This window comes from Yersinia nurmii (assembly GCF_001112925.1).
In the GTDB taxonomy this organism is placed as follows: Bacteria; Pseudomonadota; Gammaproteobacteria; order Enterobacterales; family Enterobacteriaceae; genus Yersinia; species Yersinia nurmii.
In genome coordinates this window covers 93862-115824 of sequence record NZ_CPYD01000001.1, presented here as the reverse complement: position 1 = coordinate 115824, position 21963 = coordinate 93862, and the positions used below count along the sequence as shown (strand labels likewise).

Below are 21963 nucleotides of genomic sequence, written 5' to 3'. Positions count from 1 at the left end.
ACCTAGCACCTTTTAAAGAAATTAGTGGTTTTTTTATCTAATTTTACATCACCTTTTATTTTATACTCTTCAACTCCCAAATTATTTTTTCTAAATTCAATATCGTGATTTTTCGTATCAACTTCGAAGTCGATATAATTTCGAGCATGATGCTGCTTTATTTTAAAGTTATCTGAAGCATCAGCTGCACTTAAAGGTTTTCCTTTTGCTTTTGTAGCAAATACGGCATTTTGATCTGCCGCCTTGATTGTCATACTTTCTTTAATACCCTCAAAACCTTTATTACTCGTATAATGCCTTAAACGAATAACGTCAAGACCCAGCGGATCAATCCAACTCAACGGATTCGGCGCATACTGATATAAATTCAGTCCGCCCAGTAACCCGATCGGGTCAGGCGTGATAAACCGACCGACTTCCGGTGCATAATAGCGGTAAGTATTGTAGTGTAACCCGGTTTCTTTATCCAGATATTGCCCGGCATAACGCAGCGGCTGCCTGAACTGCCCCAGCGGTTTGCTGAGGTTGCGCCACATCGCATCGGTCTGGCGGGTCACCTGCCCAAACACGCCATATTGCCCTGACCACACCATCTCGCCCTGTTTGTTGGTCACTTCCTGCGGTGAGCCGTTCAGGTCGGTATGATACCAATACAACTGGTCTTCACCGTAGCGCCGTTCAATGCAGGCCAACGGCGTATAGGCTTCGTTCGGGTCGTAACAGTAGGTTTGCTGGCTGTCTGCGGTGCGGCTTTGCAATAACCGTAATCCTTGCCACAGGAAATGCGTTTCGTGCCGCTCCTGCCGATGAGTCACGGTCTTGCTCAACCGGCGGCCCAACGCATCATAGTGGTACTGCGCTTCAAACACTCCCTTCGGCCCGTCCCCCTTGGCCCCCACCAACCGGTTATCTCCGTCGTAGCGGTAACGCTGGATACGGGCGCTGTCCTGCCTTGTCAGCATGTTGCCAAAGGCATCATACTGATATTGCCACTGCTCCCAGTGTGTTAGGCGGTTATCGCGGTAAGGTTCGCTGCCACGGGTATGGGGTGAACTCTCTGGCGTCTGTAGCGGCAGCATCAGCACATTGTCGGCCCGGTCATAATGCACCGAGGCTTGTCCACTGTGTGCCGAGTAGACGTGACGTAGCCGTCCTTCTTCATCATAACCATAGCTCACCGTGCCCCGGTTACTGTCTTCCACCGCCGCCAGTTCATGCAGGTCATCATAATGGTAGGCTCGCCACAACATCCCCTGCTCCGGGGATGTGAGTGCTTCGGTAATCCGATGGCTGATACTGCCCTGCCACTGGCGACGCCCCAGACGGTCATACTGCCGGTGTTGTATCAGGCTACCCTGGGTGCGGCTGGTTTCCCGGTGCAATGCATCCCGCTCAAACTCACTGACTATCTGGTCATTGAAGCGGATGGCGGTGACATGCCCGGAGCCGTAGTGGAGATACTGGAACTGGTCGTCATTCGGCAGTCCCAACGTGGTCAGGTTGCCCAACGCATCGTATTGGTAGGTCAGTGCCTCTGCGCCGTTATGCTCACTGACGACCCGGCCCAGTTTATCCCGTTCAAAAGTGACGGTATTGGGCTGGATACCCAGTTTTTCACCCTGTTCTGTGGGGGTGCGGCTGGCACTGAGCAAGTTGCCCATCACATCCCACTGGTATTCCCCCCGTTCGGTCTGTGTCTGGCGTTCAATCACCCGACCCGCGGCATCGTAGACAAGCTGACTGGGTTTCTCGGGCCGTTGGCCTTCATCGTTTGCCGTGCCCCGTTGGGTGACCGTGCTCATCTGCCCATCGGCATCGTAGGCGTAGCCATAACGGGTATCGTCCGGGCGCTGTTCGTCCAGCAACCGGCCTTCCGCATCACGGGTAAAGCGATACACGCCACCGTTGTCGTTATCCAGACTGAGCAAACGCCCTTCAACATCGTAGTTGTAGCGGATAGTCCGGTTCAGGCGGTCAGTGGTACTCAGGGTTTGCCCACGGGCGTTGTAATGCCAATGGCGGGGCAGATTGTTCCCCAACTGATGACTGAGCAACAGCCCGGCTTCAGACCAGCCAAACTGCTCTGTGGAGCCATCCGGCAGGCTCAGTGTGACCAGTTGGCCTGCCGCGTCATACTCGTAGCAGGTTTCCTGTTGCAACGCATCGCGGCGGGAAAGCAGTTGACCCAAGGTATCGTAGCGCCAGGTCGTCGGCTGGCCGGAACAGTCGATATAACCTGTCAGCAGTCCCTGCATATTCCAACTTAGCTGATTCTCGCCGCCTCTCGCATCGGTGAGTCGGTTCGGCAACAGCGTGTTGTCACAGGGGTAATGATAATGGGTGGATTGCAACAGTCGGTCGGTTTCCTGTACTACCCGTCCTTGTTCATCCCATTGGGTACGTTCTGACGTGCCATCCGGCCAGAACACAAACGTCTGTCGGTCGCTGTTGCGCTGATACTGCCAGCGCGTTTTCGCACCATTGGCCTCGGTGACCGACACCAGCCTACCCAGTTCATCCCACTGGCACTGGCGCAGATGCCCCAGCGGCGAGCGGTAACCGGCGGGTTGCCCTACGTCGTCCCACAACAGATGATGCGTGTTGCCAGAGCGGTCGGTGTAACGGCTGACACGACGGTGTTCGTCCAACGCCCACACCGTCTGGCTGCCGTCCTGCCAGGTGGCAATACGTTGACGCTGCTCTTCATCATAGGTCAGCCGATAACCATCACCTTCACTGGTGTGCTGTTCAACCACACACCAGATGTCGTCAATCTCTTGCCACTGATAGTCACAACGCAATCCGGTGGCATTCTCATGCCACAGTAGCAAACCGTTATGTTCATCCCAGCCAAAGCGGCGCATCACCGCCTCACCCCGGTGCTGTACCGCCACCAGTTGCCCTTTCTCGTTATACTGGTAACGGGCACGCAGCACCTCACCAGACACCGTGTGCTGCCAGACTGCCGTCAGACGATTCAGTTCGGGATGGTACTCACAGCGCAGGGTTTGCCCACGGGTGCAGGTGACGCTCTCCATCTGCCGTTGTGCGTTGTAGTGGAATGACTGCTGGTTACCGACATTATCGCTGATGACACTCAGCGAAGCGAAACCGTCGGCATCAAAGGCCGGGTAGTGGTAACGCAGTTCGCCCGCATCGTGGACAGACCAACGGCCATTCTCATGATGCGTGAGCCAGCACTGCTGGTCAGGGCAGAACGTCTGGTGGCCTGCGGGCACATCCGGGAAGGGAATGAAGTCGCCATAGGTGTTACGCCACAGAATACCGTCTTCCACCTGCCGCAGTTCACTCTCCCAGAACAGGCTCCAGCCGCGTCCCAGCACGCCCTCATAGACATGGCTGCTGAGATAGCGACGCTGCCAGAACAGGGGTAATTCACCGTCGAGAGTAAAATCCAGTTCGTCGTCATCATTGAGGAATTTCTGCCCGGTCGTCACGTCCACCGGTTTAGCCAGAATACCGGCCACCCCTGCGACGATGGCCAGAGGGGCCAACCGACAGGCGATTTTGGCAATCTTGTCGGCTCCCGGCAATTTGGAAAACAGTTTTTGAATCGCACCCGGCCCCTTGCTGGCCGCCCCCCCAAAACTTATCAGGCCCGCCGCAAACATCGTCAGGTCAGACACGGTGTAGGCCCAAGCGGGAATTTCAGTTGTGATGGCTTCCGTGGTGGTCGTACCGCCACCAATAAACACGTTGGGTGATCCCGCCGTGATGGTCGCATCACAGGTGGTTTTATCGCTCTTGCGGGCGGCTGGTAGTCCATTGATAAACACAGAGGATGAGCCCTGTGCCACCTGCTGAGCCTTGTCCTTGTCGCAGTTCACCGTGCTGAGTGACGAAACAGCCGCCGCTTTGCCATTGGTAAAGACATTGCCCGATCCGGTGATAATGGCACCGCTGGGACTCATCGAACCGGCCCCTGCCTCAACACCGGCATCCCGCGCTTTCTCCCCCAGGGCGTTCGCCGCCATACCGACGGCAATCGAGGCCCCAATCAGCAGAATACCGACACCGAGACACGCAGACGCGCACCCGGCAGCAAACAGCATCCCGCCCAGAATGCCCCCGGCAACGTTGATGATTCCGCCTAAAATAGTTCCACCAATCAACCCGGCGAGAGCCTGAGAATGGCCGATGGGATCACCGACGCGTGCCGCTTCCAGCATGAGTATTCGCTCCTGTCCGTGTGCGAAAGATTAGGGGTGTTGGTAACTGTTTAAGCAATCAGAGAAGAAGGCTTCATCCTGTTCACTCAGGACATGAGCACTGGTCAGCGTGAAAATCAGCACGGTGGAGGCCGAAACCAAAAACGCCGCCTGACGTTGATGCAGTGTCTGGCCTTTTTGCGGATGGTAACGGTAAAGCAGCGTGATGCCATGGAACAGGCTGTCGCCCAAGACTGCTGGCTGTTCGTCGAGAGCCTGATACTTGCGCAGACCTTTTTGCAATACCTCACGCTGGCGAGTGAGATAGGCTTCAAAGCTTTCGTCCGGGCGTAACTGGTCACGGGAAATATTGAGTGAGGGCTTTTGCGGGGCAATCAAAATATTGACGGTCTGCTCACGGTAATCAGCAGGCAAGGCGATACTGCCTTCAGTGAACACACAGCGTAGGTCTGACATCTGATTCATCCTTGAAATCCATTCGATATCCTTATTAATGTCATGTATATTTATCATACTGTCTGCAGATAAGCGATGGAAAAATCAGGAAAATCGATTTACAGGCCAGACGGAATTTTCGGTGGTTTGGGCGTGGAACCCCTTGCTCACAACGTTACAACCCGCCCTATTGAGAGACGCCCTAAACGATGCAGCAGTCCGTAAACGGCGCACAATTAGCTGATAGTATAAGTTCGTTTACCTACGGTTCTCGCGCGATATATTGTGGCGTAAGCCTTTGTTAACAGTGCCTTCGTTGTTCCAAAGTTCTGAAACCAGCCACTGATTGGCTTCATCAAACATTTCTTCAAGCAGGCGGTTAAGGATCGCTTTATCACCTTTGCTGGCGTCGGTATTGATGCCGTTCGCTTGCATTGGCTTAACCTTGACCTCAGCTTTAGGGAATACACGGTGCACACGCTTGGTTAGTTCAGCCAGGATCAGACCATTAGCACCCGGTATCTCTTCCACATTTCGCTTATGGTAAACCAGTTCAACTATCATGTTTCCACTTCGCCCTGTGACTGTTTGCATATACAGTGGGGAGTTCTATCGCGGTTGAAAAGTCCTTCTGCAAAACTATCTTTCTTCACTTAATAATCAATCGGTTATAAGCGTCACTTTTAATTGTGTTGAGCGAATAAAAAAAGCCGATAACCATCTATGAATCATGTGGTTACCGGATTTTGGTATGTCTACTGCTGCGTCATATGGGCTGGACTGAAGCCGCTGATTTAATCATTAAAGGTACTGAAGGCGCGATTCAGGCCAAGACAGTGACTTATGACTTCGAACGTTTGATGGAAGGCGCTAAGCTGCTGAAATGCTCAGAGTTTGGCAACGCTATCATTAAACACATGTAATCAGCTTGGCTGATGATGTGACAACGGGAGCCTGATGGTTCCCGTTTTTTATTGGAGAGAAAAATTCTTCCCCAAAACTTTTCCCCAAAACCCCTGTAAATTTACCCCGCTTTGACCTCCACAACAGCCCAGTCTTTCCCTCTGTCGTCGTTATATTTATCGGTCATTTTCCGTGATCGATGCCCTTGTAAGTATCCCGCTTAAACGGCCCATTCTCTCTTACAACATTCGCTACAAATAAACGGGAAGCATATCTGGATTTACATGGAGATACGGTGAGAGCTTTAATACTTGTAACCCTGCCATATAAAAAGTTAATATTCAGACAGGATATTAACTATAAAATTAGGGATATACATGGCTAACTCAATTTATTTAACCTTGAGTGGTAATAAACAAGGGCTGATTTCTGCTGGTTGTTCAAGCGTCGATTCGATAGGTAATAAGGGACAGGAAAGCCATCTAGATAAAATATTCATATACAGTCTTTCGCATTCAATGACAAGGGAACAAAATGCAAGCCACCATCCTATCACAATAAAAAAACCTATTGATAAATCGTCACCGTTACTTGCGGTTGCCATCTCAGATAATGAATTATTAACTGCGACTTTTGATTGTTATCGTACTAACCAATCGGGGGCTCAATAACTGTACTACAGTATTTCTATTACTGATGCAACCATCTCAGATCTAGCTGTATTTCATCCACATAGTGTGACTCATACAGGTTCAGAACCTCAGGGAACAATTTCTTTACGTTATAAAAGCATAACCTGGAACCATCATATTGCAGGGACAAGTGGCTATAGTATTTGGGATGAACGGGCTTACTAAATAGCGGACTGGGAAATTTATGATTTGTAGTGGATAACTTTCCCAGTAACTAATTAAACGCCGATTTTTCTTCTTGCAATAATATATGGTGCAGCACTTAAATAACCAAAAACTAGAGATGTGTACTGAAGGAATTCTTTGTTATTTATATCTATTTTAAAAACAGGAATAACATCGAAATTCGAAACGTAAAAGTGGAATAATGGCGATATTGACGCCACAGCAATAGCTGCAAATTGACTGTAATTATCGTTGGAATTGGCAAGTTTTTTAATTATTGGATATAAAATAAACAATACTGCTGTTGATAAGGTAATATATAAAAAATCCATTTATTTAACCCTTGTATGATAGATATTGGCCGTATGCAGTATTGTAATCGCCCACTATCTCTAAAAAAATATCGCCAGCAGTCATTAGTCTTATCCCTTTCTTAGTTAAACCAGTGATAAGGTCTGCATCTATATATCTAAATAATCTCTGTATGTCTGGTTCAAGTCTATATCCGAATAGGCTATTTAATGAAACTGATATATCTACAGTGGAGTAAAGTACGTCTGCACCAGATTCATCTATATTGAGAAGTTGTTTTGCTAGGCCACGATACACAAATCTCACCGGGCCGACATAATCCTCACGGTAAAGAAGATAATAACCATTCTCAATAGTGTTATTAAAACCATGAGCTAGCATCAACCCGCCAGCTGGACCAGTTTCAATTAGTCCAAGGCCAGCCACAATTTGTAAACCGCCAGATACAAAACCTATAGCAGCGATTACTATTTTCTTATTTTCTTATTTTCTTTTATTTTGTTCTTATTGAATTCTTCTATAACCTCTCTCTTTAAAATTATAGCTTGTTTTATTCTGTTGCTTGTTAATATTCTATCTTGTTCTTTTAATGACGCAATTTCATTATCCAATGCAGAAACAGCTTCAGGTAATGAAAACTCACCAGTATTAGTCTTCGCTATAATATCAGAGGAATATGCTATTACCTCGGAGATAAATTTATCTTTGGCTAAACTCCATTTTATATATTTATTGGCAACGTTGTTCATTGTCTGAAGAAGCTCATTCTGCTTATTTGCAATGATATTATTTAGCCGGTTAGATTCTCTTTGCGCGCTATCACCATATCCAGTAGCCCACGGGTGGCGTTCTTCAAACTCCTCATAGGTATCCATATCGTCTGATCCTTGACTTATTTTTAGATAAATTCAATTACATTATATAGTTACATTAGCTTAATTGTAAGCCCTCCAAAAATAATTGAAATTTTCATATGTGAAAGCGGCATTTTGCATGCCTGAATAACTGTTCCTAATACCGCTACACTTTTGCCTGACCATGTTTCCCACCAGGGAATGGGCTTACCATTTTCATAAAGTGGCGCACTTTGTTCAGTAATTGCCACATCGAACGACAACTGTGATTTCTGGTTATCGTGTCATGTAATGCTTGCCATAATCGCTCTGTGTGGTTGACCCGCGGCGAGTAGACTGTTTGATAAATAACAATAAATTTTGGGTTCTTCTTCAACCATCTCAGCGTTTCACGGCTTTTATGGATAATGTAGTTATCTACGATCAGTGTGATAGTTTTTGCCCGCCTATAGGTACTTTTAAGATGCTTTAACAGGCTGATAAATAAACCCGATTTTTTACTGCAACAACCGATGTAGCTGACTTTTCCCGTGCCACGCACCGGTCAGATAATATTTTTCATTTTGCCCCGGCGTGACAACGCGTTTTTGCTGGCCCGCCGTTGCCAGTCGGCACCGATTTTTGGTTGGGATGGATATTCACCTCATCCTCGTAAAATACGGGATTTTCGGCGTACATCCTGCAAGCGCTTCTGCGATGGTGGCCATTTTCTCTTCTTTATGCGGGGCGCGAATACGCAGCGTGGGTGCCGTTCTCCGCCAGACCAGCCCGGCAGAGGGAAGCCAGCGGCGTATCGTTGAAGCATGTAGATGACAGCCTGTTATCTCATTGATTTTTAGTGCTAACAGTTCAGTATTCCAGCGAAATCGCTGATAACCAAAATCTCCCGGCGAGTGTTTAATCAACTGACGCAACAATGCGCAAATATGCTCAAACGGCCAGCGTCGTCCGCGCCCTGAGGGCAATGATTTCAGACCTCAAATACCATAAACCGTGAACCAGTTAATCCAGCTCCCCAATGATGAACGCACGCAGCAAAGCGTTTTTGCAACGTCGCTGACTTTGTCACCACGATGAAGCATCAACATAGCGGTCAGTCTGCGGGCATGATCTTTGTCGCGTGTTTGATGAATAGTTTTCTGTATCAGGCGTCTTTCGTCGCGGGGTATCGATGCTATGATCGGTATAACTCAGTCCGGTTGGTGGTTTGGGATATTCAGCGATTGATCAGATCGCTTAAATCGGACTGAATTCCTTTCGAGTGATCTACTATTTGGAACAGCTATTTAGACTGGCGCTGTTTTCAGGGAGGAGATCACATCAGCCGGTGGGTGAAATCGAGGGATCAGAATAGGCAGAATGTATATAACGAATCCGGGCTGAATTGCCCGGACTAAAAATTCAAAGTTCTGAAACCAGCCACTGATCGGCTTCATCAAACATTTCTTCAAGCAGGCGGTTAAGGATGGCTTTATCACCTTTGTTGGCATTGGTATTGATACCGTTCGCCTGCATTGGCTTAACCTTAACTTCTGCCTTAGGGAATACACGATGTATTCGCTTGGTTAGTTCAGCCAGGATCAGACCATTAGCACCCGGTATCTCTTCCACATTTCGCTTATGGTAAACCAGTTCAACTATCATGTTTCCACTTCGCCCTGTGACTGTTTGCATATACAGTGGGGAGTTCTATCGCGGTTGAAAAGTCCTTCTGCAAAACTATCTTTCTTCACTTAATAATCAATCGGTTATAAGCGTCACTTTTAATTGTGTTGAGCGAATAAAAAAAGCCGATAACCATCTATGAATCATGTGGTTACCGGCTTTTGGTATGTCTACTGCTGCGTCATCATATGGGCTGGACTGAAGTCGCTGATTTAATCATTAAAGGTACTGAAGGCGCGATTCAGGCCAAGACAGTGACTTATGATTTCGAACGTTTGATGGAAGGCGCTAAGCTGCTGAAATGCTCAGAGTTTGGCAACGCTATCATTAAACACATGTGATATTGACATGTCTATAAAACTTCACGGGAGCTTATGCTTCCGTGGGTTTTCCAACGACTTAATATTTCTTCTGCAAAACTGTACAAAAAACACCCTCAATTAAACAGCTAATACCAGCCATTCTTTACTGACCTGCTCCCTGCGATGTTAGTCATGTCTTCATAAACAACATGAAGAAGCGTTTTTCCGACGAACAGATCATCAGTACTCTCCGCGAAGCCGAGACTAGGATGTCAGCCCGTGCATTATGAAGTTGGATAAAAAAGTCAATAGAGGCTTAGCGACCGAAGCCGCATTGAACGGGCTCATGCAACCCTATGGCGTTGGTAAATTTAGTTTTACTGCGGCAGTGGGTGGTTACGAATCAGAGCAAGCGATTGCTGTAGGGAGCGGCTATAGATTTAATGAGAGCCTTGCGGTTAAAACAGGCATTTCAACGAACGCGGGGAATCTCGAGGGGGTGGTATATAATGTTGGCATGATAGTTGAGTGGTAAACTTATAACAGCACAACTACATTAACTCTGACCAAGTAAATCTATTGGCATGAAATAGATTTACTTGCCAAATTAAATATCGATGAATGTTTTACGAACTGTATACGTATCGGGTGAAAAATGAATAATCTGCTTAAGTACTCACTCATTTTTTGCATTCATGATTTCAGTTTGTGATCATGATGTCATGAGGCCTCCCAAGAATGGAAATGTAGTTATAGTAGATATGAATAAAGTGTTTAGTAACGCTACGACGGGAAGTAACACTTTAAAATACATCAGTACCATTGAGAATTATATTAATGACAATATCAAGTTAACTGGAAAATACTATGGCCCTAAGAGGGTTAAACCGTCTGTCGACATTTATAATAATGGCATGGATGTTCTTTGGACATATTTTGATAGTGAGAGAAACTCTGCAATGGATATTTTTCTGCGGCGTTATCACAGAGCGAAGGATAGTGGTTAAAACAACATCCAGGAAGCATTATCATAACCGGGAGTACAACCACGTCGTTCGATGCTAACAGAGATATAGCTGAAAAAATCATTATTGACATGGATAAAAAGAGTTTTCATTTGATGAAATAAAAATAACTGGCGCAAAGCCAAAACAAACATCAACTAAGTAAACTTGATTAATGATTAATCTGGGGGTTCGAGGTTGATATTAAAATTCACGTTTTTATTTTACGTAAGACTAATGTACTTAAATAGATGCAATAATTTTTTGAAAAATAAAACTGAGTGCGCTACCAACAACGACAATTTATTAAATTTCTATTTGTTTAAGTATGGGGTAAATGGTTGACTAAAATATGGAAACAATGTGTCGCCACTTTATTGTTATATATTTAACGGCCATCTCAACTTCGCTGTCGTCATTTGTGTATCGTGTGTTAAATGTTTAATTATGCATTTTTTCGGTAATTTACATAAAAAAACGGAGGATGGACATGGGTATTGCCATTCTTGATGAGGATTGCTTCTCTTTAATATCAATGAAGTTTTTCATTGAAAATTATTTAAAAATGAACTGTGACATAGCTACGCAAAATGCTTCAGAATTTCTCCGTGCTATAGACTCCCGATATATTATCCGTTCCAATCGCCGCCCCAGTGATGTCGTCGCTGATTTCTTTCTGGGATCGGGAGCGACATTAACGGTCGCAGCTAAATTGGGTAGGAAGAAGGGGATTGGTGTGGAGCGGGAAGAAGAGCGATCTGAGCAGACAGTAAAGGAAATAACAAAATTCGTTGTTTAGATTCAATTCCCTCTATTTTTGCTAAATTTTTCTTATTTTTACGGCAAATAACTTAAATATGAAAGTTTTTTCGAGCGGATTCGAATATAAAATTCCTTCTTAATTACACAAGTATGGAGTCATAGATAATGAAATTAGTTAGTACGGTAAATCATCTTGCATTGCAAAATCAATCTTCTATGAAGTCTGAGAATCTTACCCCAAAGGTCGAGATTTCTGATGTGGCTTCAAGCATGAAAAGTATTAAAAATGTCAGCTTCGATAGTATTCCTGTAATTCATGTTTTAAATGATAAGGGAGAATCTAGGGGTAACTCTGAATTTAAACTTTCACTTATTGAAAGAGAATATAGAAAAGATGTGGATAAAGAAGCAAGAAATAATGGCTTAACGTTTGCTGCAGGGCATGATTTTGAGGGGCCAAAAACTATTTACCCTTATGATCACAATTTAGCTTTGGAAGCATTCCGTCAGCTGTAAGTAGTCTGGTTATCGGTATTGTAACTACAGGTCGCTTTTAGCGACCGTTTTCGTTTTAGCCCACCAGCCCCCCCAATTAACTCCACACACTCTGAACCTGAGTGGCTGCGCTGGTGGGCTAATGCGCTTAGCCTACGCAATCTGGAAGAAATGATGGCAGAACGCGGCATCATCGTTGGCCATTCCCCTTGCACTTTGGGTTAGTGTGTATCGCGGTTTTTTTCCTTACTTATGATTATGATATTTTGCTGGTGGTGAACTCTTTGTCGCTTGTGGTATGAATCACAGACTAAAATTAAGGCTGCCATCAGGATATACAAGAGCGTCTTGATAAACTCTGAAATTTCACTTTGGTAAAGGGAGCACCACGATGCACAGAGAACGGCATAGCATAGAAAAAATAGGCTGGCTCCGGGCCGCAGTTCTGGGTGCTAACGATGGGATCGTCTCTACGGCAAGTTTGTTATTGGGGGTCGCGTCTGCCAATGCAACACATCAAAGTATTCTTTTGACTGGTATCGCTGGTCTGGTGGCTGGTGCTATGTCGATGGCAACCGGAGAGTATGTCTCGGTATCATCTCAATCAGATACTGAAAAAGCTGCGCTGGCTGAAGAGCAAGCAGAGCTTGATGCTGATTTTCAAGGTGAATTTCGGGAGCTGACTTCGATTTATATCCATCGGGGTCTCGATGTGGCACTAGCTAGGCAAGTGGCTGAAAAATTGATGAATCATGATGCGTTAGGTGCACATGCGCGTGATGAACTGGGGATATCAGAAATCACTACTGCCCGGCCATTACAGGCTGCGTGGGCTTCTGCAGCGAGTTTCTCAGCAGGGGCGATATTGCCCTTGTTTGTTGCGGTAATCTCTTCGGCGAGCTGGGCTATTCCAGCCATTGCTCTCTCAGCATTGGTTTCTTTGGCTATTTTGGGGGGGATTGCGGCGAAAGCGGGCGGGGCACCAATACGCTCAGGAGTTATCCGTATTACCTTCTGGAGCGCGCTTGCAATGGGCATGTCATCGGGGGTGGGTATGCTATTTGGTTCTTTCTCTGGCTGAGAACAGAACGGGGCAGCGCTTTATAAGGAATAGCTGACGATCAGAAGGGGTATTTTAACCGCCTAATGTTGACTTAATGTCATGGGCATAAATTAAAGTATCAACATTCAGGGGCGAGTCATGAACAGAAAGTTTGCACCAAGCCAAATTTTATTCCATTGGATTATTTTTATTTTGGTTGTACTCACTTATGCAGCAATGGAATTAAAAGGATTTGTCCCTAAGGGCAGTGATACTCGTGCATTGATGAAGACCATCCATTATACCCTAGGTGTCAGTGTCATTATTTTAATGTTAATCCGCATAATACTAAAAGTGATAAATAAAGATCCTGATATCACCCCAACCCCTCCACGCTGGCAAATCGCAGCTTCAAAAACCGTTCATGGCATGTTGTATCTTTTGTTTATCAGCTTGCCATTACTTGGCATGTTGTCTCTGTATTATGGTCATGTGGAATGGTCATTTTTCTCTTATGCGATGCCGATAGCGGAGGTTGAAAATAGTGCTATGCAGAATAACTTAAAAAACATTCATGAACTTATTGCCAATACGGGTTACTTCATTGTGGGTTTACACGCGGCGGCGGCAATATTTCATCACTATATTATGCGCGATAATACGTTGGTTAGAATGTTGCCAGGAAAGCACTAAGTTCATCAATGTGGCTATCAGGTCATATGACATTACCTGATACTGCTATTTTTTCTGAATCGCCGCGCAAAGGCGTGGAGAGACAATCGCCTATCACCGAGTATTCCTGTCTGAACTAGTGGAATGCAATGTTTTGCATGCTTATGGCACATCCTGCAATTTATATAAAATTATTAATTTTAAGCAAAATTGTCCTATTGCTTGCATTGTTCTACAGTTAAAAGGAGCTAATGTTTTCAAAGGGAAGTGGGTTAGGCTGATAAATTAATGCTGCCCCCTTTTTATCGACAGGTGATTTTTGCGGGTGATTGGATGATTCACGCATTTTCTGTGCTTGAGGATAAATGTAGGACAATACCTGCTTGGGTAAAATCGCTTCGCTATATGTCATCAGATAAGCGCGATCTAAGGATTGATCTGCTGCGAGGCATTGCTCTGGTGATGATGGTGGTAGCCCACATTGAAGTGATGTCAGTATTGAACATCTTGACCTGGGAACGTTTTGGCCTAACAACTGGCGCTGAAGGGTTTGTTATTCTCTCGGGATTTATGTTGGGTGTAATCAATCGCCAACGTTTAAAAAAAGAAGCTCTACTCACTATAAGCTATTCAATATACCGACGAGCAGCGAAATTATATGTAGTTAATATAGTGATTATACTTAGTATTCTCCTTCTAACTAAATTAACTTTCATAAAGACTTTCGAAGTAACCCATTTTACTGATCGCTTTTCAGAACTAAGTTATACGCTATATCCGCTTTACGATCAGCTAAAGGAAACCTGGTTTAACATGGTGCTCTACTTACAGATTGGCCCCCACCAGAGTCAGATTTTGGGGCTGTATTTCTATTTGTTGTTGGCGAGTCCTATCGTTATCTATTTATTGCAACGCCGGTGGGTCGGTGTATTGCTATTGTTATCTCTGGCTTTATATATCACTAACCATATTACCGGGATACGACTGACATCGGCAGAGTTTGAGTTTGCTTTTCCATTTCTGGCTTGGCAATTTATTTATGTCTTAGGGATGACGATTGGCTGGTACAAAGAAGAGTTGCTTTCTTTAGCACGCACTCAGGCCGGATTTTTGGGTTTGTCAGTTACAGTATTATTTACGCTGGTCATGATGTTCATTGCACAGAATCATACCAATCCATTTATACCCTATAACACAAGACTCCATACTATAAGTGCGGAAAACTTCAATTGGCTCTATCTGAACTTTGCTGAAAAGAATGCACTGGGTCCACTGCGTATTATCAATGATTTCAGTCTGCTAACAACGTGTTATCTGGTGTTGAGTTACTTTTGGAAACCAATAAATAAGATATGCGGTTGGTTCTTCATAACACTAGGCCAACACTCTTTGTATGTTTTTATTATCCATGTGTATGTGGTTTTACTGGTTAGTCAGGTAGTGGATTTTGGCTTATGGCACCGAGCATGGTTGCTAAATACACTGGTTCATCTCTGTGCTTTAACAATGTTATGGCTATTAGCAAAATATGATGTTGGCAGAAGATTCATTCCTAACTGATTTGTATTTTCTCAACTCAATATTATCAAGAGGTCAGCAGTGAAAAATACTTCATCGACTGCAGATAAGAATCAAATTACTAAACTACGTAATTGTATTCTCTATGAACTGAAATATTCTCTCGGGGTGACATTGTCAACGGCATCATCCAGTGACATTTTTAGTGCATTAGCATTAGTTGTGCGCCGCAACCAAACTGATGATTATTTTAATACTCGAGAACGACATCATCAGGCAAGAAAAAAACGCATTTACTATATCTCTATGGAGTTTTTGATTGGTCAATCTCTGCGGAATAATTTAATAAATCAAGGAATGATGGAGGTAGCCAAAGCTGCATTAGAATCTCTTGGGGTAGATTTTGAAGTTATTGTTAAAGGTGAAGAAGATGCGGCGTTAGGTAATGGAGGACTGGGTCGTCTGGCTGCATGTTTCATTGACTCAATGGCAACTTTGGATATTGCTGGTTCTGGTCACGGTATCAAATATGAATATGGCTTGTTTCACCAACAAATTCAGGATGGACAACAAGTAGAGAAGCCTGATGATTGGCACTCGGCACACTCACCTTGGCTAATAGAACATCAAAGTCAGGCAATGATAATTCCGCTATATGGCCGCATAGTTGAAGCAGAAGACCAGCAAGGACATTACAATCCAATGTGGATGGATTGGAAAATAATTATTGGTGTACCTCACGATTATCTGGTCTCTGGGTTCATTAATCATACCGTAAACGCGTTGCGGCTATACAGTGCTTGCGCTTCAGATTCATTTGATATTCATATCTTTAATCATGGTGATTATCTGAAAGCGGTGAATCAAAAAATAGCATCTGAAAATATCTCTAAAGTGCTTTATCCCTCCGATGAAGTATTGGCAGGGAAGGAATTACGTTTGACACAAGAGTATTTTCTGGTGGCTTGTACATTACGCGATGTCATGCATGATTTCTTTTTACTTTCCAATGATATTAATCAGTTACCGGAGTTTGTGGCCATTCAACTTAATGATACCCATCCGGCGCTGGCTATTGTTGAGCTGATGAGAATATTAGTGGATGAACATACTGTTGATTGGGATATCGCCTGGGATTTGACACAACGAGTTTGCGCCTATACCAATCATACTTTAATGCCTGAGGCATTAGAAAAGTGGTCAGTCAATTTGTTTGAGCTGTTACTGCCTCGGCATCTACAAATTATCTATGAAATTAATCGCCGTTTTTTACTGGAAATACATAGATGGCGCCCGGAACGTACGGATTTGTTAGTATCAATGTCTTTGATAGAAGAGACGCCTGAAAAGAAAGTGCGCATGGCTTATCTTGCTATTATTGGCAGTCATAAAGTTAATGGGGTAGCTAAACTTCATTCGGAATTAATTAAATCTAATCTTGTACCTGATTTCTATCATTTAATGCCTGAGAAGTTCACCAATCAAACGAACGGTGTTACACCTCGTCGCTGGATCCAGCAGGCTAATCCCCGGTTATCGGCGTTTCTGGACTCTCACTTAGGCGGTGAATGGGTTACTGATCTGACACGTCTGAGCAAACTGAAATCATTAGCGAACGAACGTGACATTATTGCTGAACTGGCTGAAATAAAAAAATTTAATAAGTTAAAGTTAAGTCATATAATTACGCGTCAGCAAGGGATTATTATTAATCCAGAAGCTATGTTCGACTGTCAGATTAAACGAATTCATGAATATAAACGACAATTGCTCAACATCCTTTATGTGATAAACATTTACCAGAAAATTTTGAATGGAAAAGATATTGCTTCGCCGAAAGTACATATTTTTTCGGGGAAAGCTGCGCCAGGTTATGCAATGGCTAAATTGATTATCCAGTTGATTAATCAAGTTGCTCTGAAAGTAAATAGTGATCCCAGGGTCAATGAACAACTTAAAGTGGTTTTCTTAGAAGACTATAAAGTCTCACTAGCTGAAAGTATTATTCCAGCCGCTGACTTATCAGAGCAGATATCAACTGCGGGTACTGAAGCTTCGGGTACCAGTAATATGAAGCTGGCCATGAATGGTGCTTTAACTATCGGAACGTTAGATGGCGCTAATATTGAAATCAGAGATGCTGTTGGCCATGAGAATTTCTATGTTTTTGGCTTGTCCGCGGATGAAATTTCTGAGCAAAGAACTAGAGGGAGATCGTCGTATGACGAGTATTTATCTCACCCAGAAATTAAAGAGACTGTTGATTTACTGATTTCAGGTATTTTTCATCCGAATAAAAATCTATTTTCACCGATATTCCATATGCTAGTGAGTCACGGTGACCACTATTTTCATTTGGCTGATTTTGACAGTTATTGTCTTGCGCAATATCAAGCGTTGACCGACTATAGTGATACTTACAGTTGGCACAAGAGAGCATTAACCACGATAAGTAGTATGGGCGATTTTTCCAGTGACAGGACTATTCGTGGGTACAACAAGGATATTTGGGGGGAGGGTAACTTTAAGTGAAATACTACAAACCACTCAGGTTGTTACTTAGTGGGATATTTTTTAGCCCACTAGTAGCTGCGAGTGAAACAGCTAACACACCCGAGGTTAAATTATTTACCAGCCCTTGGTCTCGCCTTTTCTATGGTAATGATGACACATTTTCGACGGCATTAACCTATAGTTCGCCATTGAAAAAAAGTCTGATTAATGTCCCTACAGGGAGATATTCTTCGGAAGAAGTATACAAGGTAAATCAACGGGGGCTCTTTAGCATGCAATATTCCCCGATAAGTTACTTTTTTGCCAATATGACAGTTCGTGTCCCATTACAAAATACGAGTAAATACAGTACCAATTACGTTTATAGTTTTGGTTATGATGATTGGCATCCAGGAACTTTCAGCCTGGTCTATGGTAATTACAGCGATAATAATAGTTTTTTCCCGGCTGCAGGTGCCCAGAGTACTCGATTTGAACAAGGTGCTTGGACGTTAGGTTATAAATTCACCCTACCTAAGCCCGTAGAGTCCGCATTATTGATTAACAAAGGTGATACGCTAGTTTGTCAGGTTGGCTATAGTTATGTGCCGCGTTATTTCTCTGACGCTTCATCAAGTATAGAAGAAAATAAAAGTAGCTTGCTAGGAAGTTGTGGTTATACCTTACTACAGCACTATTTCTTGCGTTTATCTGCATTTTACTACCCAGACCATAAACAGCAACAGCCGTGGGATTATGATTATACCTATAGTGTTGGCTATACGTCGGGCTATGCTCCCGGTTCCTGGTCAATTCATTATGATAATTATACTGGGACTCGCTACCCGTGGCGGCAGAATGCCAATGCTAACTTTCGTAGTGGAACAATCAATTTTAGTTGGACATTACCCTTGTAAATTGAAGGTGTAAAAATCTGTGCTAAGCTGAATTACGTTGTTAATAGTTAAATGTGCATAATGTTTTTCGTAAGTATGAAAAGTTCAAGGACATGAGCATTCTCTAGTGAAGATAATGCTTGATAAATTATGTTGATATGAAGCTTTTAGGTAACTTATGCAACCACATCCTTCCGCTACAGGTGTGACCTCTATTCTTGTTGTTGATGATTCAGCAAGTTATCGTTTTTTACTGGTTAACCTACTGAAAAATTGGAAATTCACTGTTTTTGAAGCAGAAAATGGTCAAGACGCCTTGGCTATCCTAGAGAGTCATTCCATCAATATGGTGATCAGTGACTGGGAAATGCCGGTTATGGATGGGGTGAAACTCTGTACAACTATCCGTAAACATTATACCGATCGCTATATTTATTTAGTATTGATAACCGTGCGGCAATCCATCGAGGATTTGATCGCGGGATTAGATGCGGGCGCCGATGATTTTCTATCAAAACCGATCAATCAAAGTGAGTTACGCGCCCGATTACATGCGGGTGAACGGATATTAATGCTAGAGGCAACCCTCGATGCTCGTAATCAGAAACTGTCCCAAGCCTATGAACAAATAGAAAATGACTTGCAGGCTGCGGCAAAATTGCAACGTAGTATTTTACCTGCAGAAAAGTTAATGGTGAATGGTTTTCAAGCTGAATGGATGTTTATACCATCTGCTTATGTTTCGGGCGACTTGTTAAGTTTTTTCCAACTGGGCAACCAACACATTGGTTTTTATAGTATTGATGTTGCAGGGCATGGTGTGGCGGCGGCGATGCTCTCACTGTCAGTTGCGCGCCAGTTTCTTAATGGGCGTACGGTGGATAACTTACTTATTTCACTTGCAGATACTCCCGCTGGTTATCTGATTACCCCGCCACATAAAGTTGTCAACGAACTTAATCGTCGTTTTTGTATAGAAAATGATGATATATCCACTTACTTCACTCTTATTTATGGCGTTATTGATGTTCAAACCGCGGCCGGGGTGCTGTGTCAAGCTGGGCATCCGACACCCTTTATTGTCAGTAGCTCGAGTCAGATTACGCCCGTTGGTGAAGGGGGGCCACCGGTTGGACTTATTGATTCGATGGACTATCAGGACACTGCATTCACTCTTGCTTCGGGCGATCGGCTCTATTTATTCACCGATGGCATTATTGAGTGTGAAAATGCTGAGCAAGAGCTATTTGGCGAACGACGGTTACAAGAATTACTGGCCGCCAGTCAGCACGACAATGTGCAAACCGTTTTTCGGCAAGTACAGCAGTCATTGAAATGCTGGCATCCTGTACAAAAAAATGAACATCAAAGTGATATTCAGAATGGTCGTTCTGCATTTAGTGATGATATTTCGTTACTGGTCATTGAACGTAATGACAACTCTCTTCTCCTAACAGAATTGTAAGGAAGAAATAATGAATTTTGAAACTAAAACAATTGATAATGTATTGGTGATAACCCCTTTAATCAGACGACTCGATGCGTCAGTTTCGCTGAAATTTAAAGAAGATATACAAGCAATGATTGCCCAGGGAACCAATAATATTTTATTGGATTTTAATCGGGTAGATTTCATTGACAGCAGTTGTTTAGGCGCACTGGTTTCGTTGTTGAAAACCTTAAATGGAAAAGGTGAACTGGCTATTTGCTCATTGAATAAAAATATCCACGGAATGTTCAAGTTAACCCGGATGGATAGGATATTTACTATCGGCACCAATCAACCTGATACATTACAGCAAATGCATTCCATATCGCGTTGATTTATAAGGAGTAACTATCTATGAAAGCCATGATTCTTGCTGCCGGGAAAGGAACCAGAGCCAGGCCACTGACCACCATATTACCAAAACCAATGATCCCATTAATTCGAAAGCCTATTATGGAATCGATTATTGAACATTTAAGAAAATATGGTTTTAATCAGTTAATGGTGAATACTAGCTATCTGTCTTCGGACATTGAGAATTATTTCCGTGATGGCCATGCCTGGGGAGTGGAAATAGGTTACTCTTACGAAGGTATTATGGAGTGTGATACTTTTGTTGATAATGTTTTGGGGTCTGCCGGTGGAATGAAGCACATCCAAAATTTCTCAGGTTTTTTTGATGAAACTTTTGTAGTCGTATGTGGTGATGCATTAATTGATGTGGATTTCGATGAGGTACTGGCTTTCCATCGAGCTAGAAAAAGTATGGCAACCTTAGTTATGCGTCCAGTCTCAGCGGATCAAGTAAACAAATACGGTATTGTTGTTACTGATGAACAGGGTAGAGTGAGTCAGTTTCAGGAAAAGCCCAAAAATGAAGAGGCATTATCCAATAATGCCAATACTGGGATCTATATTTTTGAGCCGGAAATATTCGATTATATTCCTGATGGGGTTGAATATGACATTGGCAGTCAGCTATTTCCTAAACTTGCTGAACTAGGTGTTCCTTTCTACGGTATTGCCTTGTCATTCCAATGGGTTGATATTGGATCTTTACAAGATTTTTGGCATGTGAATCGCATGATCCTTAATCAGGATTTACCCAATTATCCTATGCCGGGAATTAAGATCGCACCTCAAATATGGTGTGGGCTAAATATTAAAGCCGACTTTTCGACCTTAGATATTGAAGGGCCAGTGTATATCGGTAGTAGTACAGAAATACAGTCTGGCGTGACAATTAAAGGTCCTACGATTATTGGCGCGGGGTGTTTATTAGAACAAGGCGCTGTTATCGATCAAAGTTTTATTGCTGATTATACTCGGGTTGGGGGGATTGCACATTTGCATCAACAGATGATTTTTGCAGGGAAAGTTATCTCACCAGACGGTACGGCAATTGATTTATCTGAGGCGGGTTTAAACTGGCTCATTGATGATAAACGGCGTAAAGATATTATTATGGCGGAGAAGTCTCTGTTTGAAGAGTTGCTACATAAAGATACGTTGATATGAGTTATCGCCACTATGACTCACAGGGCTGGTTAATGAGAATATGTTTGCCTGCTTCATTATCTAGCCTGCACGCTTTACATGAAAAGTTACTACAATTTATTCAACCATTACAGATTGACTCGTCCAGCGGTTATGCTATGGAACTTGCATTGAATGAAGCATTTATCAATATTGTAAAGCATGGTGTTAATTATGATGCCACTCAAAATATTACTATTGTGATGCATTATAGTAATAATCAACTCGCCGTGACTTTACAAGATAAAGGGAAACCTATTCCTGCAAAATTTTTGCAAAATAAAAGCGGATTATCTCATATGCCTGAGTTGTTAGCGCCGGATTCCTGGCCAGAAAATGGGATGGGGTTGATGATGATGTTTAATGCTGTTGATGACATCAGTTATCAAATAAAAGGAGGAATTAATTATCTGTCGTTGATAAAAAAAATAGAAGAGAAGACGTGAGTATTCTGTTTATTAATAAAATGATGTTCTTTTAACGCCCCCTTAAGTGGGTTGATTTATCGCACTTATCTTCCTAGATTGGCTGAGGTAGT

General features: G+C 43.5%; 20 protein-coding genes and 5 pseudogenes. 15 read left to right on the top strand and 10 right to left on the bottom strand.

Going from position 1 to position 21963, the window contains the following annotated elements:
- Nucleotides 1-2: 2 nt before the first annotated feature.
- From AD970_RS00495 to AD970_RS00485, 3 genes are all read right to left on the bottom strand, one after another.
- Complete coding sequence (locus tag AD970_RS00495) at nt 3-4190, bottom strand: RHS repeat-associated core domain-containing protein (RefSeq protein ID WP_084728093.1); 4188 nt, start codon at nt 4188-4190, stop codon at nt 3-5.
- Nucleotides 4191-4220: 30 nt separating this feature from the next.
- The gene (locus tag AD970_RS00490; RefSeq protein ID WP_235786886.1) at nt 4221-4646 is read right to left on the bottom strand and encodes a DcrB-related protein; all 426 of its coding nucleotides are present in this window, start codon (nt 4644-4646) and stop codon (nt 4221-4223) included.
- A gap of 237 nt (nt 4647-4883) precedes the next feature.
- Entirely contained in the window at nt 4884-5189 is a 306-nt protein-coding gene (locus AD970_RS00485; RefSeq protein WP_084728092.1) for a DinI-like family protein, read from the bottom strand.
- 191 nt (nt 5190-5380) lie between these two features.
- Here AD970_RS00485 and AD970_RS18585 point away from each other — a divergent pair.
- Nucleotides 5381-5548, top strand: a pseudogene (locus AD970_RS18585) (NADP-dependent isocitrate dehydrogenase); the annotation flags it as partial.
- A gap of 101 nt (nt 5549-5649) precedes the next feature.
- Here AD970_RS18585 and AD970_RS20405 read toward each other — a convergent pair.
- Nucleotides 5650-5739 (bottom strand): annotated as a pseudogene (locus AD970_RS20405) (hypothetical protein); the annotation flags it as partial.
- A gap of 166 nt (nt 5740-5905) precedes the next feature.
- Here AD970_RS20405 and AD970_RS18575 point away from each other — a divergent pair.
- Nucleotides 5906-6385: pseudogene (locus AD970_RS18575) on the top strand (Hcp family type VI secretion system effector).
- 53 nt (nt 6386-6438) lie between these two features.
- On the opposite strand, the gene AD970_RS00480 reads toward AD970_RS18575, so the two are convergent.
- From AD970_RS00480 to AD970_RS00465, 6 genes and pseudogenes are all read right to left on the bottom strand, one after another.
- Nucleotides 6439-6717 (bottom strand): hypothetical protein, encoded by a 279-nt coding sequence (locus AD970_RS00480; protein WP_049596387.1) that lies wholly within the window; start codon nt 6715-6717, stop codon nt 6439-6441.
- A 4-nt stretch (nt 6718-6721) separates the two neighbouring features.
- Complete coding sequence (locus AD970_RS00475) at nt 6722-7123, bottom strand: DUF4225 domain-containing protein (protein WP_235786885.1); 402 nt, start codon at nt 7121-7123, stop codon at nt 6722-6724.
- 41 nt (nt 7124-7164) lie between these two features.
- Nucleotides 7165-7572, bottom strand: a complete 408-nt coding sequence (locus AD970_RS00470) for a hypothetical protein (protein WP_049596385.1) — start codon at nt 7570-7572, stop codon at nt 7165-7167.
- 50 nt (nt 7573-7622) lie between these two features.
- Nucleotides 7623-7802: a hypothetical protein gene (locus tag AD970_RS19810; protein ID WP_162199307.1), complete on the bottom strand. Its 180-nt coding sequence runs from the start codon at nt 7800-7802 to the stop codon at nt 7623-7625.
- Nucleotides 7718-8738, bottom strand: a pseudogene (locus AD970_RS19305) (IS630 family transposase). The gene AD970_RS19810 and the pseudogene AD970_RS19305 overlap by 85 nt, the downstream one beginning before the upstream one ends.
- A gap of 214 nt (nt 8739-8952) precedes the next feature.
- A complete protein-coding gene (locus AD970_RS00465) occupies nt 8953-9195 on the bottom strand; it encodes a DinI-like family protein (protein WP_049596384.1) in 243 nt (80 codons plus the stop codon).
- 203 nt (nt 9196-9398) lie between these two features.
- Here AD970_RS00465 and AD970_RS18560 point away from each other — a divergent pair.
- From AD970_RS18560 to AD970_RS00400, 13 genes and pseudogenes are all read left to right on the top strand, one after another.
- Nucleotides 9399-9557, top strand: a pseudogene (locus AD970_RS18560) (NADP-dependent isocitrate dehydrogenase); the annotation flags it as partial.
- A gap of 247 nt (nt 9558-9804) precedes the next feature.
- Complete coding sequence (locus AD970_RS00460; protein WP_049596383.1) at nt 9805-10053, top strand: YadA C-terminal domain-containing protein; 249 nt, start codon at nt 9805-9807, stop codon at nt 10051-10053.
- Nucleotides 10054-11012: 959 nt separating this feature from the next.
- Nucleotides 11013-11321, top strand: a complete 309-nt coding sequence (locus AD970_RS00450; RefSeq protein WP_049596381.1) for a DNA methyltransferase — start codon at nt 11013-11015, stop codon at nt 11319-11321.
- Between the two features lie 128 nt (nt 11322-11449).
- A complete protein-coding gene (locus tag AD970_RS00445; RefSeq protein WP_049596380.1) occupies nt 11450-11800 on the top strand; it encodes a hypothetical protein in 351 nt (116 codons plus the stop codon).
- A 370-nt stretch (nt 11801-12170) separates the two neighbouring features.
- A complete protein-coding gene (locus AD970_RS00440; protein WP_049596379.1) occupies nt 12171-12860 on the top strand; it encodes a VIT1/CCC1 transporter family protein in 690 nt (229 codons plus the stop codon).
- Between the two features lie 120 nt (nt 12861-12980).
- Complete coding sequence (locus tag AD970_RS00435) at nt 12981-13514, top strand: cytochrome b (RefSeq protein WP_049596378.1); 534 nt, start codon at nt 12981-12983, stop codon at nt 13512-13514.
- 384 nt (nt 13515-13898) lie between these two features.
- Nucleotides 13899-15053: an OpgC domain-containing protein gene (gene opgC, locus AD970_RS00430; protein WP_235786890.1), complete on the top strand. Its 1155-nt coding sequence runs from the start codon at nt 13899-13901 to the stop codon at nt 15051-15053.
- 39 nt (nt 15054-15092) lie between these two features.
- Nucleotides 15093-17543: a glycogen/starch/alpha-glucan phosphorylase gene (locus AD970_RS00425; RefSeq protein ID WP_049596377.1), complete on the top strand. Its 2451-nt coding sequence runs from the start codon at nt 15093-15095 to the stop codon at nt 17541-17543.
- Between the two features lie 20 nt (nt 17544-17563).
- Nucleotides 17564-18421 (top strand): hypothetical protein, encoded by an 858-nt coding sequence (locus tag AD970_RS00420; protein WP_084728102.1) that lies wholly within the window; start codon nt 17564-17566, stop codon nt 18419-18421.
- 157 nt (nt 18422-18578) lie between these two features.
- Nucleotides 18579-19865, top strand: coding sequence for a PP2C family protein-serine/threonine phosphatase (locus AD970_RS00415; RefSeq protein WP_049596375.1), 1287 nt, complete (start codon nt 18579-18581; stop codon nt 19863-19865).
- A 10-nt stretch (nt 19866-19875) separates the two neighbouring features.
- Entirely contained in the window at nt 19876-20223 is a 348-nt protein-coding gene (locus AD970_RS00410) for an STAS domain-containing protein (RefSeq protein WP_049596374.1), read from the top strand.
- A 20-nt stretch (nt 20224-20243) separates the two neighbouring features.
- Nucleotides 20244-21407, top strand: a complete 1164-nt coding sequence (locus tag AD970_RS00405; RefSeq protein WP_049596373.1) for a sugar phosphate nucleotidyltransferase — start codon at nt 20244-20246, stop codon at nt 21405-21407.
- The gene (locus tag AD970_RS00400; RefSeq protein ID WP_235786884.1) at nt 21404-21871 is read left to right on the top strand and encodes an ATP-binding protein; all 468 of its coding nucleotides are present in this window, start codon (nt 21404-21406) and stop codon (nt 21869-21871) included. Before AD970_RS00405 ends, AD970_RS00400 begins: the two co-directional genes overlap by 4 nt.
- Nucleotides 21872-21963 lie beyond the last annotated feature (92 nt).